The 17166-nt window shown below is 44.8% G+C and carries 13 protein-coding genes and 2 tRNA genes; 11 read left to right on the top strand and 4 right to left on the bottom strand.

Going from position 1 to position 17166, the window contains the following annotated elements:
- Positions 1 to 3: 3 nt before the first annotated feature.
- Positions 4 to 450, top strand: coding sequence for a ribosomal protein S18-alanine N-acetyltransferase (gene rimI, locus HLM86_RS04365; protein WP_170882297.1), 447 nt, complete (start codon positions 4 to 6; stop codon positions 448 to 450).
- A gap of 3 nt (positions 451 to 453) precedes the next feature.
- Here rimI and HLM86_RS04370 read toward each other — a convergent pair whose 3' ends face one another.
- A complete protein-coding gene (locus HLM86_RS04370) occupies positions 454 to 2508 on the bottom strand; it encodes a putative bifunctional diguanylate cyclase/phosphodiesterase (RefSeq protein WP_076586243.1) in 2055 nt (684 codons plus the stop codon).
- 223 nt (positions 2509 to 2731) lie between these two features.
- Between HLM86_RS04370 and prfC the strand changes: the two genes are divergently transcribed.
- Entirely contained in the window at positions 2732 to 4321 is a 1590-nt protein-coding gene (gene prfC, locus HLM86_RS04375; protein ID WP_170882298.1) for a peptide chain release factor 3, read from the top strand.
- 131 nt (positions 4322 to 4452) lie between these two features.
- Here prfC and srmB read toward each other — a convergent pair whose 3' ends face one another.
- Both srmB and HLM86_RS04385 read right to left on the bottom strand, forming a co-directional pair.
- Positions 4453 to 5685, bottom strand: coding sequence for an ATP-dependent RNA helicase SrmB (gene srmB, locus HLM86_RS04380; protein ID WP_170882299.1), 1233 nt, complete (start codon positions 5683 to 5685; stop codon positions 4453 to 4455).
- Between the two features lie 90 nt (positions 5686 to 5775).
- Positions 5776 to 6495, bottom strand: a complete 720-nt coding sequence (locus tag HLM86_RS04385; protein ID WP_170882300.1) for a tRNA1(Val) (adenine(37)-N6)-methyltransferase — start codon at positions 6493 to 6495, stop codon at positions 5776 to 5778.
- Between the two features lie 305 nt (positions 6496 to 6800).
- Here HLM86_RS04385 and brnQ point away from each other — a divergent pair, with 305 nt between their 5' ends.
- From brnQ to lysS, 3 genes are all read left to right on the top strand, one after another.
- Positions 6801 to 8126, top strand: coding sequence for a branched-chain amino acid transport system II carrier protein (gene brnQ, locus HLM86_RS04390; RefSeq protein ID WP_170882301.1), 1326 nt, complete (start codon positions 6801 to 6803; stop codon positions 8124 to 8126).
- A 149-nt stretch (positions 8127 to 8275) separates the two neighbouring features.
- Positions 8276 to 9374 (top strand): peptide chain release factor 2 gene (prfB, locus tag HLM86_RS04395; protein WP_143678120.1). Its coding sequence is split into 2 segments (ribosomal slippage): positions 8276 to 8350 and positions 8352 to 9374, totalling 1098 coding nucleotides; the frame shifts between segments, so codons are not numbered across the junction.
- 40 nt (positions 9375 to 9414) lie between these two features.
- Positions 9415 to 10932, top strand: a complete 1518-nt coding sequence (gene lysS / locus HLM86_RS04400) for a lysine--tRNA ligase (protein ID WP_076586772.1) — start codon at positions 9415 to 9417, stop codon at positions 10930 to 10932.
- Between the two features lie 256 nt (positions 10933 to 11188).
- Here the strand turns inward: lysS and HLM86_RS04405 are convergent, their stop codons facing one another.
- Entirely contained in the window at positions 11189 to 13228 is a 2040-nt protein-coding gene (locus HLM86_RS04405; protein ID WP_076586254.1) for a putative bifunctional diguanylate cyclase/phosphodiesterase, read from the bottom strand.
- A 456-nt stretch (positions 13229 to 13684) separates the two neighbouring features.
- On the opposite strand from HLM86_RS04405, the gene HLM86_RS04410 reads away from it, so the two are divergent.
- The 6 genes from HLM86_RS04410 to nusA all read left to right on the top strand — a co-directional run bounded on the left by HLM86_RS04410 (position 13685) and on the right by nusA (position 17160).
- On the top strand, positions 13685 to 14191 hold the full coding sequence (locus tag HLM86_RS04410; protein ID WP_170882302.1) for a GNAT family N-acetyltransferase: 507 nt from the start codon (positions 13685 to 13687) through the stop codon (positions 14189 to 14191).
- A gap of 206 nt (positions 14192 to 14397) precedes the next feature.
- Entirely contained in the window at positions 14398 to 14733 is a 336-nt protein-coding gene (gene secG, locus HLM86_RS04415) for a preprotein translocase subunit SecG (protein WP_076586258.1), read from the top strand.
- Between the two features lie 31 nt (positions 14734 to 14764).
- A tRNA-Leu gene (locus HLM86_RS04420) sits at positions 14765 to 14848 on the top strand.
- Positions 14849 to 14903: 55 nt separating this feature from the next.
- Positions 14904 to 14980 (top strand) — tRNA-Met (locus HLM86_RS04425).
- Positions 14981 to 15192: 212 nt separating this feature from the next.
- On the top strand, positions 15193 to 15648 hold the full coding sequence (rimP, locus tag HLM86_RS04430) for a ribosome maturation factor RimP (protein ID WP_170882303.1): 456 nt from the start codon (positions 15193 to 15195) through the stop codon (positions 15646 to 15648).
- Between the two features lie 24 nt (positions 15649 to 15672).
- Positions 15673 to 17160, top strand: coding sequence for a transcription termination factor NusA (gene nusA / locus HLM86_RS04435; protein ID WP_076586261.1), 1488 nt, complete (start codon positions 15673 to 15675; stop codon positions 17158 to 17160).
- Positions 17161 to 17166: the final 6 nt, after the last annotated feature.

A 17166-nucleotide genomic window follows, 5' to 3' on the forward strand; every position in this document is an offset into this window, starting at 1 on the left:
ATTATGAATGTAGAAATATGCCCACTCGATACTAAACACCTTTCTGATATCTGTCGGATAGAAAAGGTTGCACACACTCACCCTTGGTCAGATTCATTGTTAGTCAATGTCGACAGTCGAGGGGCTTGCCACCGCGTCTTGCTCAAACAAGGGCGAGTCATTGGGTACTATTATGCGCAGCACGTTGTTGGTGAGGTTACTCTCCTCAATATAGCCATCGACCCTGAGTATCAAGGCAAAGGTTACGGTAAAGTCTTGTTGGCCGTTTTCCTTGAGATGTGTGTTGATTTGAAAGCAGAGAGTGCTTGGCTTGAAGTTCGTCAAAGCAATGTGACGGCTTGTTCAATCTATGAATCAGCTGGATTTAATGAAGTCGACCGACGGAGAAACTATTATCCGACCTCTACAGGTAAAGAGGACGCGATTATAATGAGTCAGTTCTTTTTCTGAACGCTACTTTTGAATCGCCTTCAAAGAGGTGAGAGACCCTTCAATTGGGTAGAAATTCTTCTCAAATCGTTCGTCGAGCTCCGCCGCGGGAAGAGGCTTATCAAATAAATAGCCTTGAAATTGATCGCATCCCAGTTTTTTGAGAGTATTTAATTCGTGGACGTCCTCAACACCTTCGGCAATGACTTCCAAATTAAGCCTTTTCGCGGTCATGATAATGGTGTCGACAATGGCTTGGTCACTTTCATCCAGATGCAGTTGTGTGACAAACGAGCGATCAATTTTCAGCACGTCAACAGCGAGGTGCTTCAAGTATCGGAGCGATGAGTAGCCAGTACCAAAGTCGTCTATCGAAATTTTCAGCTGGTGCAGTTTAAGGTCACTCATTTTCTGGATAGCCCCTTCCACATTTTCCAACAATAGATTCTCTGTTATTTCTAGTTCGATATGCTCCCCGCTGATCTCTGCCTGAGCAAGCACCTCACAGATATGCTCAACAAAACTGTTTTGAGAAAATTGGAGCGGGCTTATGTTGATCGCGAGACGGCGGAAGGTATCTGGAAGAATACCTTGTTTACACCAGCGTGAATACTGATAGCAGGCTTGTTCTATAATCCAGTTCCCGATCTGCAAAATTTGACCAGTTTCTTCAGCGATCGGCATAAATACTCCCGGAGGGAGTAGCCCTTTCTCAGGGTGGTTCCAGCGAATAAGCGCTTCCACACCAACAATTTGTTGGTTATCACTGACTTGAGGCTGATAGTAAAGCTCGAGTTGACCTTTGCTCAATGCTTCATGAAGTCCCTTTTCTATTTCAAGGAACGATTCTACCTGAGCCTGCATTTCGGGCTCGTAAAACATGTATTTGTTTCGACCCGCAACCTTGGCTCGATAAAGCGCGGTATCAGCCTGACGAAGCACATCAATATTGGTGCAACTTACCGAAGGAAAAATCGAGATTCCGACACTGGTTGTGCAATAGAGCAAGTGATCGTCAATAGAATACGGATTTGAGATTAAGGCGAGCAACTGCTGCGCTGTCTCATGGGCTTCCTCAGTACTCATTGATGGGATTAAAATAGCGAGTTCATCTCCCCCAATACGTGCGGCAGTGTATTCTTCGTTCAACCAAGCTTCGATCCGCTGTGCAATCGCTTTAATTAAGTGATCCCCAATCGTGTGACCAAGAGAATCATTGATGGTTTTAAAGCGATCTAAATCTAGATAGAACAGAACGCCAGTTGATTTATTGGTAACGGCCTGTTCTATAGTCTCTTCCAACATTTGTAACAGCAAGCTGCGGTTGGCCAGTCCTGTTAACGAATCGAAATAGGCCAATTGGTTAAGCTGAGCTTCCGCTGCCTGCCGATCTTTCCACAAACTGTGGAATGTTTTTGCAAGTTGGCCCAATTCGTCGTCCCGATTCAAATTCGGTAGTGGCGCTTCGGTTCTTTTATCTTGAAGAGAACGAACCCAGTCAATCAAGGTAACCAGTGGTTTGGACAATTTTTTATAGAAAAACAACAACAGAATGGTCGTCAACAAGACATTTCGCAAAAGATCGAACAGCAATATTTGACTGGTCTTAGAAATGAATTCCTTGGCAATGTTTGCGCCGTTAACGGAAAAACTCAGTGTTCCAACGACGACATGCGAATTGGGCTGGTGTAATTCTGTTTTGTACACTGGTGTTGTCGGTGTGAGATAGCGTGAAAGTGCTTCGGTAAATGTGTTCTCCAGAGAGATGTTTCGTTGACGCTCTGTTAAGGTGTCTCCAAAATCATCGACGATTGAAACGTCGTAGATAGCGCCATCCATCATTAGACTGGAGGCAACCTGCTGAGCCAATAGCTGATTCAGGTGATAGGCTGCCTGACTAGCATTAGAATAGTTTTGCAGCAACTTAAATTGGTAGTGTTCTTCGATCCGTTTTTGTTCCTGATGAAGATCCACCAAAATTTGATAGAAGCTAAAAATCAGTCCTAGTATCACAGACACTAGAAACACGGTTTTCGCTTGTCTAAAGGCTAATGAGTTTATCTTCTTGCTCGCAGGCATAATAGTCTTTGTTCCCCTCTACTCTCTTAGTTATAGCCTAAATTTATTGATATTTTAATTTGTAAGTAATTTGGGCGCGATTTATTGGACATTTAGGTCGCTTAGTTGCCCCAAAGAGCAATATAAGGGACAATGCGTGGAATAACTTAATCCCCCTGCCAGTCTATGAGTCACATCTTGAGTTGATCCTATCTGGCGTCTTGAACTGAAGAAGATCTTTTTGATGTCAAACACAGCATTTATAGGCGAGGTTTCCAAGCGGAGAACTTTCGCTATTATTTCCCACCCGGATGCGGGTAAAACAACCATTACAGAAAAAGTGTTACTTTTCGGACGTGCGATTCAGACCGCTGGAACGGTTAAAGGTCGAGGGTCATCGCAACACGCGAAATCAGACTGGATGGAAATGGAAAAAGAACGTGGTATTTCCGTGACGACTTCTGTGATGCAGTTTCCTTATAATAACTGTCTGGTTAACTTGCTTGACACTCCCGGTCACGAAGATTTCTCGGAAGATACGTATCGAACATTGACCGCAGTCGATTCGTGCTTGATGGTGATCGATGCTGCCAAAGGGGTTGAAGACCGAACGCGTAAATTGATGGAGGTGACTCGTTTACGTGATACACCAATCGTGACATTTATGAACAAACTAGACCGTGATGTTCGTGATCCTATGGAAGTACTCGATGAGGTGGAAACCGAACTTGGAATGGCCTGCGCGCCAATTTCATGGCCGATCGGTTGTGGGAAAGAGTTTAAAGGCGTTTATCACATCCATCGAGATGAAACCATTTTGTATGAATCTGGCCATGGGCATGAAATTCAAGATGTCAGGGTCATTAAAGGATTAGATAACCCAGATTTGGATCAAGCCGTTGGTGCCGATTTAGCGCACAGTGTGCGCGAGGAAATCGAACTTGTTATAGGCGCTTGCCCTGAGTTTGATCATGAGTTGTTTCTAGCGGGTCAATTGACTCCCGTTTACTTTGGTACTGCTTTAGGTAATTTCGGCGTTGACCATATGTTGGATGGATTAACAAAGTGGGCACCAGAGCCACAAACTCGCCAAGCCAATGAACGCTCTGTCGAATCAACCGAAGAAAAGTTCTCTGGGTTTGTTTTTAAAATTCAGGCGAATATGGACCCGAAACATCGCGATCGTATTGCCTTTATGCGCATTGTCTCGGGTACTTACTCTCAGGGCATGAAAATGAATCATGTTCGTATGGGTAAAACAGTCAGTATTTCCGATGCGGTCACCTTTATGGCCGGAGATCGTGCGCGCGCTGAGAAAGCATACGCCGGTGATATTATTGGTCTCCATAATCATGGAACAATTCAGATTGGTGATACGTTCACTCAAGGCGAAGGGCTAAAATTCTCAGGTATCCCGAATTTTGCGCCGGAGCTGTTTCGACGAATTCGTCTTCGAGATCCATTGAAGCAAAAGCAATTATTAAAAGGTTTGGTTCAGCTGTCTGAGGAAGGCGCCGTTCAGGTGTTTCGACCGTTGCAGAATAACGACCTTATCGTTGGGGCCGTCGGTGTCCTACAGTTTGATGTTGTCGTTGCACGTCTTAAAGCAGAATATAATGTTGAAGCTATCTACGAGAGTGTCAATGTAGCAACAGCCCGTTGGGTGGATTGCAAAGATGGTAAGAAGCTTGAGGAGTTCCAACGGAAAAATCAGGCCAATCTCGCTTTGGATGGTGGTGATAACCTCACTTATGTTGCGCCGACGATGGTTAACCTAAATTTAGCCAAAGAACGTTTTGCTGATGTTGAGTTTCGAGCGACGCGTGAACACTAACGTTTTTAGTGTTCCATCAGTAGTATTGCTTTTGAAATCGCTTTCTTGAGACGTGTTCTGTAAGAAAAGCTCAGAGAGCCATCCATGTTTAAAAAAGGGGGTGACGTTTAACGTCAACCCCTTTTTTCAGACTAGTTTTTTTTCTTTCCGGCTTTCTTTTTGTTCTTAGCCAGAAGCTTAGTTTTGTCGTCTTTCTTCTTTTTCTTAAAAGTCGGTTTCTTGTGTTTTGGTCGAAGTTCTTTAATAAAACGTTCTTTTATTTCTTCTTTCACATAACGCGCTACTCTATCCATCATCGTCTGATCATGAGCCTCGACAAGAGAAACCGCGTTACCTTTTTTGCCCGCGCGAGCAGTCCGGCCGATACGATGGAGGTACACGTCCGCGCTACGAGGTAAGTCATAATTGATGACATGGCTAACGTCTGGCAGGTCGATGCCTCGCGCTGCTACATCGGTTGCAAGAAGGACATTGACACTTCCGTCTCGGAAACGGGCAATCGCGTTGTTACGACGATCTTGAGGCATTTCTCCTTGAATCCAGGCACATTGGATATTGGCCTTTTCAAGCTCTCCGCGTAATTCGGCTAAACGATCCCGCGTTTTAAGAAAGACAATACTTCTCTCCGCTTGATCATTGAGAATTTTCTTGAGCAGTTCGAGTTTATGGTTCATATCATCGGCTCGATGATACCATTGAGCAATCTTTTTACGCTCTCGGCGTGATGGCTCTGCGTCAATCTCTGCGGGGTTCTTTAACAGGTCGGCAGTAAAGCCTTCTACGCCTTTCCCTTCTAATGTGGCTGAAAACAGCAACGTTTGCTTACGCCAGCGGCATTCAGAAGAGAGGCGATCAACCGTTGGACCAAAACCCATATCTAACATTCGATCAGCTTCATCGAGTACTAGCCACTCAATCGCACGGCAATCAAAGCGTTCGGCTTCAATATATTCCATTAGGCGTCCTGGCGTGGCGACAACAATATCTTGAGTCTGAGCGAGAATATCAGCGTGTTCTTGGTATTGAACACCGCCAGTGATAGTGACAATGTTCAATTTGGTATTTTTTGCCAGTTCACGTGCCTGATCAGCGACTTGCATGGCCAATTCACGAGTTGGCGTTAAGATCAGGATGCGAGCAGGGCCGGGCTTTTTACGTGGAAAATCTTGCAAATATTGCAGAGCAGGTAGGACAAACGCAGCGGTTTTTCCTGTTCCAGTTGGTGCCGATGCCAAGATATCGCGTCCATCTAAAGCTTGTGGAATTGCGTCGGCTTGAATTTGGGTAGGGCGTGTGTATCCCATTTCTTCAATGGCCACGAGCAGATTTGAGTCTAGCTCTAATTCAGCAAAATTTTTGATCACTCTGTTGTCTCCACAAGCTGTTCAGCGAGAAGGTAAAGTTTAAGGACGGTCATTATAGAGTGTTCGGTGACAAGGATCACACCTTAATTGCTACATCTTTAAATAAAAGTGTTTGGTCAGATCGATAAACTCGTTCGTGTAACCCTGATGTGTGCGAATGATAAGAGATTGGTACTGAGTGGCTTTTGCCGTTTTACTGATTTGAATGAGAAGACGGTTCGCCTTTTTTTCTGGCGTAGGTTGTATCTCACAGATGACGTCAAGGTACCAAGTTAGACGCTGGGCTGCCTGTATAAATGCTTGCCCTTCCATAACTGGCAGTATAAAACTTGCGGTGCCTCCCTGATTGAGCAGGTCATAACACCGCCTCAGCAGCGGTTCATGAGGAAGACTATCACTGTGTCTTGCCGTCGCTCTTTGAGGTGTGTTGGCATGTTTTCCACTCGTGAAATAAGGAGGGTTGCAGATAATAGCCCCGTAGCTTTTCTCAAAAGGGAAAGTCAGTACATCGCCAGCGAGGACGCTTAATCTCTCTTTCCACGGTGAGGCCAAAAAATTACGTTGCGCAGCTTGTAAAGCCTGCTCGTCAATGTCGATAGCGTCGACCATGCAATCCTGATAGCGCTGGGCACACATCAAAGACAACAGGCCAGTACCAGTTCCAATATCCAGTATATGTTGAGCGTGATTACTTTGGTGCCAGGCCCCGAGAAGAACGCCATCCGTACTAACGGGCATCCCTGAATAGCCGCCATAAATAGTAAACTGCTTGAATGTAAAATCTTTAGTTCTTTGCTCGTCTTTTTCCATTTTATGCTACTTGCTAAATGCTATTGAGAGATTAAGTTCGTTACTGGGCAAATACATGAAATTTTGTTCTGTTAAAATTGCATTTCTTTTGTTTTTTTTCGAGATAATAAACTGCACTTTTTCAATTTGGTAGTTGCAAAATCTCTTATTTAGGTGAAATTATAAATTTATATGGTGTTTTTTAGCTTGGGCTTGCGAATTGGATAGCGTTTCGTCATCATTCGCCTCCAAATTTATCGATTGGGTAGCCTATTGGACTGCTCAACGCGCACAACATCACTCAAACAATAATTAAAGGGTCTCTTGTGAATCAGACTTTAAAATTAACAGATATTATCGCGTTAGGCTTTATGCTTTTCGCTTTCTTTTTAGGTGCTGGTAACATTATTTTCCCGCCTCTGGCTGGTCAATTAGCAGGTGAGAGCCTATTGCCAGCCATGACGGGTTTTCTTGTGACGGCAGTTGGCCTTCCTCTGATGACCATCGTCGCCATTGCGGTGGCTGGCGGTTCTTGGCAGGATCTAACTAAAGATCTGCCTAAATTTGCGGCTACGCTTATGGCGGTACTGATATTTATTATTATCGGACCTGCGTTTGCTGCCCCTCGTACCGGTTTAGTGGCATACGAAATGGCGGTTAAGCCCTTCTTTATCGATGCACAGCAATCCTATCTGACCGTGTTTTCGATTTTGTTCTTCGCGGTAGCGATGTTTTTTGCTTGGTCTCAGGGCAAGCTCATTGACGTTATTGGCAAAGTATTGACCCCAGTGCTCTTTATCGGTTTGATGGTGTTGGCTACGGCCGTTTTTCTTGATCCTCAAGGTGAGTTTATTGCCGCGCAAGGCGAGTATCTCACTCATCCTTTACAGAAAGGTTTTCTTGAAGGTTATAACACCATGGATACGTTCGGTTCCTTGATGTTTGGTGTTTTGATTGTGGATGCACTTCGCCAAAAAGGGATCACGGAGAAAAAAGCAACAGCCAAGTATTTGATCAGCGCTGCTTGTATCGCAGCGGCGGGGCTTGCCTTTGTGTATATCTCCCTGTTCTATCTAGGGGCGACGAGTTCAGCTGTTGCCAGTGGGGCTGACAATGGTGGGGTTATTCTGAGTTTGTATGTTCAATCCTTATTTGGTCCATATGGTCAGGTTGTCTTGTCTGTTATTGTTCTTCTTGCGTGTTTGACGACCGCAATTGGCCTCATTTCAGCGTGTTCTGATTATTTTGGTTCATTGACCAAGATATCTTACAAAACGTGGGTCATTATTAACGGGGTGGCGTGTGCTGTTGTTGCCAATGTGGGTCTAACCCAGTTGATTGCCTTTTCAGTGCCGGTTCTATTTGCCTTGTACCCTGTTGCGATTGCTTTGGTTGCACTCACCTTCTTGCGTGGTCAATTTTTCAACCCTAAACAAGCCTACTGTGTGGTCATTCCAGTCGCGTTGTTGTTTGCGCTTGTTGATGCGGTTAAAGTAGCGGGTATTGATGTATCGGCACTGAACTCGTTACCGCTGTTTGATATTGGAATGGGTTGGCTATTGCCGACAGTCGCTGCAATTATCGTTATGTTTCTGCTTGGAAAATCACAAGCAAAACTGACGTTAAAAGCCAAGCCTTCCAACTCTTATTAACTATCAGTCAAGGCCCCCTGTTACGTCCGCGTTAACAGGGGATTTTCGTTTAATTCCGGCCCCATTACAGCATCAAAAAAATCTGTATCTTCGAATGACTTTTCAGTACAATTCCTTGGTTAAATTCTACCCATAAATATTGAGCAAACATGTTTGAAATCAATCCTATTAAAAACCGCCTTAAGGACGTGTCTGAACGCACTCAAGTCCTGAGGGGGTACCTTTGACTACGATGTGAAGCAAGAGCGTCTCGAAGAAGTCAATGCAGAATTAGAACAGCCTGACGTTTGGAACGAGCCAGAGCGTGCTCAATCATTGGGCAAAGAACGTGCATCACTAGAAGCGGTGGTGGAGACGATTGACCTTCTCGAGCAAGGGGTAGAAGATGTTGATGGTCTGCTCGAACTGGCTGTAGAAGAAAACGATCAAGAGACATTTGACGAAGTTGAACCAGAATTGGCTGAACTTGAGGCAAAATTAGAAAAGCTTGAGTTTCGCCGAATGTTTTCGGGCGATCACGACAGCTCTGATTGCTATATCGATCTTCAATCAGGTTCAGGTGGTACAGAAGCTCAAGATTGGACTTCAATGCTACTTCGTATGTATCTTCGTTGGGCCGAAGCCAAAGGTTTCAAGACCGAGGTTATCGAGGTTTCTGAAGGGGAAGTCGCAGGCCTGAAAGGTGCGACAGTGAAGCTGAGTGGCGAGTACGCCTACGGCTGGCTTCGTACTGAGACGGGTGTACACCGCTTGGTTCGAAAATCGCCTTTTGATTCTAGTGGTCGTCGTCATACTTCTTTTGCTTCTGCGTTCATCTACCCAGAGATCGATGACAACATTCAAATCGATATTAATCCATCAGATTTGCGAATTGATGTTTATCGCGCCTCAGGGGCGGGTGGTCAGCACGTTAACACGACTGAATCGGCGGTGCGTATTACTCATGTGCCAACCAATACTGTGGTTCAATGTCAGAATGATCGTTCTCAGCATAAAAACAAAGATCAGGCGATGAAACAGTTGCGTGCAAAGCTATTTGAATTAGAAATTCAAAAGCAGAATGCTGAAAAGCAAGCTAATGAAGATGCAAAGTCAGATATCGGTTGGGGAAGTCAGATACGTTCTTATGTACTGGATGATTCCCGTATAAAAGATCTGCGTACTGGGATTGAAAATCGAAACACACAAGCCGTTCTTGATGGCGATCTCGACAAATTTATTGAAGCTAGCCTGAAATCAGGTCTGTAAGCTTTTCAACGACATTTAAATGAAACAGGGTACATCTAAAATGACTGATGCTGTTCAGAATGAAAATCTAGAAGAAAACAAGCTGATTGCGGAGCGCCGCGGCAAGTTAGATCATATCCGCCAAAACTGCAACGCCAATGGTCACCCAAATGATTTCCGCCGTGATGCACTTGCGGGTGACCTTCAGGCAGAATTTGGTGATAAGACCAAAGAGGAATTGGAAGCGCTCAATCATATTGTCGCGATCGCTGGTCGAGTAATGGCAAAGCGAGGCCCATTCTTGGCGATCCAAGAAACATCTGGCCGAATCCAAGCCTATGCAGCAAAAGACATTCAAAAAGCGTTAAAAGATAAGTATCAAGGTCTAGATATTGGCGACATTATTGGTGTTAAAGGTGCACTTCATAAATCAGGTAAAGGTGACCTTTATGTGAATATGGAATCGTACGAGTTGCTGACCAAAGCGCTGCGTCCACTTCCAGAGAAATACCATGGTCTCACTGACCAAGAGATGCGCTATCGCCAGCGTTATGTTGATCTCATCGTGAATGAAGACTCTCGCCAAGCATTTATCATTCGTTCCAAATTGGTTGCGTCGATTCGTAACTTTATGAGTGCCAAAGGGTACCTAGAAGTTGAAACGCCGATGATGCATGTTATTCCAGGGGGGGCGACTGCTCGTCCATTCATTACTCATCATAATGCCCTCGATATTGATATGTATTTACGAGTCGCCCCAGAGCTGTACCTGAAACGTCTCGTTGTGGGTGGTTTTGATCGTGTATTTGAGATTAACCGTAACTTCCGAAATGAGGGACTCTCTCCTCGTCATAATCCTGAATTTACTATGATGGAGTTCTACCAAGCCTACTCTGATTACAAAGATTTGATGGATCTGACCGAAGAGATGTTAAGTACCGTTGCGTTGGATGTTCTTGGTTCAACGTCAATGCCGTATGGTGGTGAAACGGTTGAATTTGGCGGCACTTATGCGCGTATGAGTATGTTTGAAGCGATCAAACACTACAATCCAGAACATATGGACATTCAAGCCTTAACAGAATCAGACCTGCAAGATAGAGATAAGATGGTGGCGATTGCAAAATCTGTTCACGTCTCCGTTGAAACGTTTTGGACATGTGGGCAGTTACTTGAAGAAATTTTTGGTGAAACCGCTGAACCTCAGCTAATTCAGCCAACTTTTATTACGGGTTACCCTGCTGATATTTCACCATTGGCTCGTCGTAGTGATGACAATCCGTTTTTCACTGACCGCTTCGAGTTCTTTATTGGTGGCCGTGAAGTCGCAAACGGTTTCTCTGAGCTCAACGATGCTCAGGACCAAGATGAGCGTTTTAAAGCTCAAGTTAACGCTAAAGATGCGGGTGATGATGAAGCGATGTACTATGACGCTGATTACATTACCGCGCTAGAGCACGGTTTGCCGCCGACTGCGGGTCAGGGTATTGGTATCGACAGGCTTGTCATGCTCTTTACAAACACTCACACCATCCGCGATGTGATTTTGTTCCCTGCGATGCGCCCACAAGGGCAGTGAGCACATTATCCGTCAATGCGCTTAGCTCGATGACACCCTTTAAACCCGATATAACGATATCGGGTTTTTTTCGCTTCGAATTTACATCAGGGAATAAGGGGTGAGATCACGTTGAGCTTGTCGATGTCCCGCTCTTTGTTTAAAGACTGAGATAGAGATAAGAGACAGGCGATCTATTTAGAAATCTCAATGTTGTCTTTGCATGTTGAAATATTGCTTTGGGGGCGTTGGAAAGGCTAGCCAGTGCGATACGCTGTTAGTTTTTATGGCGTCTGTGCTGGGTGAATAACTCTTCTACTTCTTGTTTTGGTTGAGGTCGGAAGAAATGAAAGCCTTGGATAGAGTGACAGTTGAGGTTAGAGAGCAAGGTTGCTTGTTGCTGGGTTTCTACCCCTTCGGCGACGACCGTCAGGTTAAGGGATTTCCCTAAATTAATAATATTTTCTATAACAGTGATTTGTTTGGGTAATGTGTCGATGTCAGAAATGAAAGCGCGGTCAATTTTCAATTCGTCGATAGGAAAACGAGCTAAATAGGATAGGGACGAATAGCCTGTCCCAAAATCGTCAATAGACAGCGCGAAGCCCAATTTTTTTATGGCTCTAAGCATTTGCAGGGTATGCTCACTATCACTCATCACGGCGCTTTCGGTGAGCTCAAACGTTATACAGTTCGGGTCCAACTCTGTTGCACGTAACAGTTTTTCCATATAGTCGATAAGCTTCGGGTTACCAAACTGCTCTGGCGAAAGATTAATAGCGACACGCCCTAGCAAAATTCCCTGCAGTTTCCAGCGTTTTACAGTGCTGAAGACTTCACGCATAACAACGCGGCCCAAATGCTCAATCAGCCCTGCTCGCTCGGCAACTGGAATAAATGCACTTGGACTGATATAACCTTCAACAGGGTGTTTCCAGCGAATCAATGCTTCGGCACCGTTAATACTGAAGTCACGAGCGTTAACTTTAGGTTGATACCAAACTTCTAAGCCATTTTGTTGCAGGGCTTTTTGTAGCTCGATCTCAAGCCACAGACGCATTCTGGCTTCTTTATTCATTTGGTCATTAAATTTGATCAGGCGATTACGCCCTCTGTCTTTGGCTTCATACATTGCAGTATCTGCATTTTGCAACAAGAGGCGAGCATCGCTGCCATCATCGGGGTAAATGACACTGCCAATAGAACAGGAAAGACGTTTACTAAAGTGCTGGAGGTCAAAAGGTTGATTGATCAGAGAAATAATGCGTTCTGCCAATACCTCTGCCATACGATTGTTATCGGGGTTTGGTAGAATAAGGCCAAATTCATCGCCACCTAGGTGGCCTACAACCGCATGTGATGGCATTAACCTTTTCAATCGAGATGAGACTTCCTTAATGACTTTATCACCAATATGATGACCCAAAGAGTCATTGATGTTTTTAAAGTTATCGATATCCAGATAGAGAAGTAAGAGCGGGGTGTCACTCTCGATGAAGTGCTCCAGTCGTTTCGTAAAACCAAAGCGGCTGTGTATTCCAGTGAGTGAATCGATATGGATATCTTCTAACGATTTCTGGTGAGGAAGCTGAGAGCTTTCATCTGCGTCTTGAATCAAGACTAGCTGCGAACGAGCACCAAAGATTAAAGTATCATCTGCTTGGAGTTTAACTCGGCGTTCAAAACCACAACGTGGGCCGGTCAAGCAGATCAGCGCGCCTTGGGTCAGGTCTTGACTCAACGTTTGGCTGAACACAGTCTTTGTTTGTTGATCAATAAAGAGTCGAGAAAGTGCTTCGCCGAGCAAGTCTTGGTTTTCATTAAAACCGAGTAAACGAACCGCCGCCGGGTTAGCCGATATAATGCAGTCATCCTCTATGATCAACAGCCCGATAGGTAATATCGAGGCCAGTGTGGAATACTTTCCTTCAGATTCTTCTAGAGAATGGATAAGAATATGTTTTTCTGAGGTATCAACAGCACTAAACGAGATGTATTTAATTTCATCATTGATTTCAATCGGTGTGAGGCTGAAATGCAAGCTGGTTTCAAGATCAATATCATTGAGCGTGATCTCTGCTTCAAGAGACTCCCCTTTAAATGCACGCTCATAATAGGGTCTAAGGTGATGATAGAAGTGTTGACCAAGGATTTGAGGGTCATTCATACCGATCAAGTTTTGAGTGGAAAGCCCAGCAATGTCGCAATAGCGCCCGTTGACCATGACATAATTATGCTGGCTATCTAAAATCGCGAAAAAGAACGGGCTGTTTGCCGTTATTTTCGAAAACCAATGCTGAAGTTGTTGCGAAAGCATCAAGGGTACTACCGATTATCCAAAGAGCAATGCGAGTCACTGCGATATGACGAAAGTAATTCCGCTAACTATAACTGCGATTGCAAACAGATTAAAGCGTTAGGGGCATCAGAGGAAACATTTGACATAAAATCGGAATCGTTCCCAAAGTAAGAAGGACACTGAAGTAGCGCTCCAAAACGTAAGGGGGGTTCATTCGATGAACAATAGGTATTCTCAACGCAGAGCGTCGTTGTCACCGATTTTCAGCGTAGATAGTAACGCTAAGTACGAAAACACACATCTGTAGGGTATGTCTTCGGACAACTGAATGGTGCCATTAGGTTGGTAGGGCTTTAAGGGCCAAATAGTCACACGGTCCACTACTGATTAGCTGCTCACTAATCAGAATAAATCTGTTAGTTGATTTCGTGATTAAAAGGTTACAATTACCGATTACACTCAAAGAGGTTATAAATGCTAATTCGAACTGAAGCGCCGGTGGATATACTCGCAGTCGATAGATTGCTTAAATCTGTTTTTGAGACCGATTCAGAAGCTGAACTCGTGATGAGGTTGAGAGAAAACGGTCGTAGAACGTTGTCGCTTGTTGCTTGCAATGACGATGGTGAGGTTGTGGGTTATGTTATGTTTAGCCCTGTCACCCTCAATGATGAAGAACTAAACTGGCAGGCCCTTGCGCCTTTAGCCGTGAAGCCTGAGTATCGTCGCCAAGGTATTGCGACAGAGCTAGTAAAAGAAGGGCTTATTATTTTAACAGAATTCAATTACCCTGCTTGTGTCGTGATGGGTGACCTGAAATTTTATGGCCAATTTGGATTTGCACCTGGTCAAGAATACAATCTGCAAAGCCAAAGGGACACGACGTCACAGGACTTTCATGCCATTGCTTTGACGGAAAATGAATTTAACGAAAGAAAAGGAGTGGTGGGTTTTAGCCCTGAATTTCACTCAATGAGTTAAACAGCACGATCTCGAGAGCAAAATTGTGTTTTTGTCCTTTTTTTAACCATTTAGCCCTCAGTGACTCTTTTTTTGAAAAATTATGCTTGTCAGCGGTATAACGTTTCGCTAGTATTGCTCCGCCTTCACAAGGGAGGTCGCTAGCCTTGTTCGTGAGATGTTTTCGAACGGCGCTGGCTCAACAATTTGGAACATAGGTGGAAGCAATGTTTACAGTTCTACTTGTGATTTACCTGTTGGCAGCGATCGGTGTGATTGGCCTAGTGTTGATTCAACAAGGTAAAGGCGCAGATATGGGAGCCTCATTCGGAGCAGGTGCATCAAACACAGTGTTTGGCGCAAGTGGCTCGGGGAACTTCCTAACCAGAATGACTGCAGTTTTTGCAACAGTATTTTTTATCCTCAGCTTAGTCTTAGGTAACATGTCCACCCATAAAACTGAATCTCAGTGGGTTGACCCGACTCAAGGTCAAGTGATACAGCAAGCTGACGATGCAGCGAGTGAAGTTCCAGCCCCAACGGGTGATGAAATTCCTCAATAAGCTTTTTTCTAGCTTAAGAATAGAATTAGCTGCCGAGATGGTGAAATTGGTAGACACGCTAGCATGAGGTGCTAGTGCCTTTGGTGTGAGGGTTCGAGTCCCTCTCTCGGCACCATTATTTACAAACTTGTAATACACCTTGGAGAGCGTATAATGCTCGACAAGTCGGACGCGGGGTGGAGCAGTTTGGTAGCTCGTCGGGCTCATAACCCGAAGGTCGTCGGTTCAAATCCGGCCCCCGCAACCAATCCTTTATAGGATGTTGGCAAGTTTGCACAGTCGCTTATAGCTGCTGTGAGTTAAGCAACATCGGTGTGCTTAACACATCAGGGTCCAGCATCAAAAAACCCCGACTTTCGGGGTTTTTTGTTATCTGAATTTCCACTTTTTGGTTATTTGGGTATTGCTTGGAATTTAAAATGGGCTCTGAGCCCTTTTTTTGTTTCTGGAGTGGTTTAAATGACTGGTTTAGAAAGACAACTTACTGAAATGCTTGACGCGCCAGTTGCAGCGTCAGGTTATGAATTGGTGGGATTGGAATTCATTCGCGCAGGCGAACATTCAACGTTACGTATTTACATTGACCATGAGAATGGTATCACAGTCGATGATTGTGCAGAAGTGAGTCGGCAAGTCAGCGCTGTGATGGACGTTGAAGACCCCATCACCGTTGCTTACAACCTAGAAGTGTCCTCTCCGGGTTTAGAAAGACCACTTTTCAAAGCGGCACATTACCAACAATTTATTGGTCATGAGGTAAGCCTTGTTTTGAAAATGGCTGTTGGAAATCGTCGTAAGTGGAAGGGGATTATCCATTCTATCGAAGGTGAAACAGTGGCAGTTACTGTGGACGGTAACGCTGAAGAATTTGCGCTTAGCAACATTTCAAAAGCTAACCTGATCCCGAAATTTTAATTAAGGTCTTAGAGGCTATTTAAAATGAGTAAAGAAATTTTAGCGGTAGCGGAAGCGGTATCGAATGAAAAAGGGGTACCTCGTGAGCGTATCTTTGAAGCCCTTGAAATTGCTTTGGCTACATCCACGAAGAAAAAGCATGAAATTGAAATTGACGTACGAGTTGAGATTGACCGTAAAACGGGTGAATTCGATACTTTCCGTCGCTGGTTAGTGGTGGCGGATGTAGAGCACCCAACCAAAGAGATTTCTATCGAGGCAGCACAATACGACGATGAATCCTGCGAGCTGGGCGATTTTATTGAAGATGAAATCGAGTCTGTTAAATTCGACCGAATCACGACACAGACTGCGAAGCAAGTCATTGTGCAAAAAGTCCGTGAAGCTGAGCGAGCACAGATAGTTGAGCAGTTTATTGATAATGAGGGTGAACTGGTCACTGGCGTTGTTAAGAAAGCCACTCGTGAGAACATTATTTTGGATTTGGGTAATAATGCGGAAGCGGTGATCTTACGTGATGATCAACTCCCACGTGAAAACCATCGCCCAGGCGACCGTGTTCGCGGACTTCTTTATCGTGTTGCTCCAGATGCTCGTGGTTTCCAGCTATTTATTACGCGCTCTAAGCCTGAAATGTTGGCAGAACTGTTTCGTGTCGAAGTCCCGGAAATAGCGGAAGAGATTATCGAACTTAAAGGTGCCGCCCGCGATCCGGGTTCTCGTGCCAAGATTGCGGTCAAAACCAATGACAAGCGCATTGACCCTGTTGGTGCTTGTGTAGGTATGCGCGGCGCTCGTGTTCAGGCTGTATCAGGTGAACTTGGCGGCGAACGTATTGACATTGTGCTGTGGGATGACAATCCGGCGCAGTTTGTTATCAATGCGATGGCCCCTGCTGATGTGGCATCAATTATTGTTGATGAAGATGCCCATGCGATGGACATTGCCGTTGAAGCGGATAACCTTGCACAAGCGATTGGACGCAGCGGTCAGAATGTGCGTTTGGCCTCTCAGCTTACAGGCTGGGAACTGAATGTGATGACGGTTGCTGACTTGCATAAAAAACATGCAGAAGAGTCGCAAGCGTCAATTGAAAACTTTATGAAGTACCTTGATATTGAAGAAGATTTTGCTCAACTACTTGTTGAAGAAGGTTTCTCTTCATTAGAAGAAGTTGCGTATGTGCCAGTCAACGAACTTCTTGAGGTCGATGGTTTGGACGAAGATCTCATCGAAGAGCTACGTAATCGTGCAAAAGATGCGCTGACCACTATAGCGCTTGCTCAGGAGGAGTCATTTGACGGCCTAGAGCCTGCGGAAGACCTATTAGCACTTGAGGGTTTAGCGCGTGAGATGGCATTCAAACTGGCAGCCAAAGGAGTCATTACACTCGAAGATTTGGCGGATCAGGGTATTGATGATATCGAAGATATTGAAGGCCTAACTGAAGAATATGCGGGCGAGCTGATTATGGCTGCACGTAATATCTGTTGGTTTGGCGAAGACGCATAATTTCAG

The sequence above is a fragment of the Vibrio ostreicida genome, from assembly GCF_013074385.2.
Classification (GTDB): domain Bacteria; phylum Pseudomonadota; class Gammaproteobacteria; order Enterobacterales; family Vibrionaceae; genus Vibrio; species Vibrio ostreicida.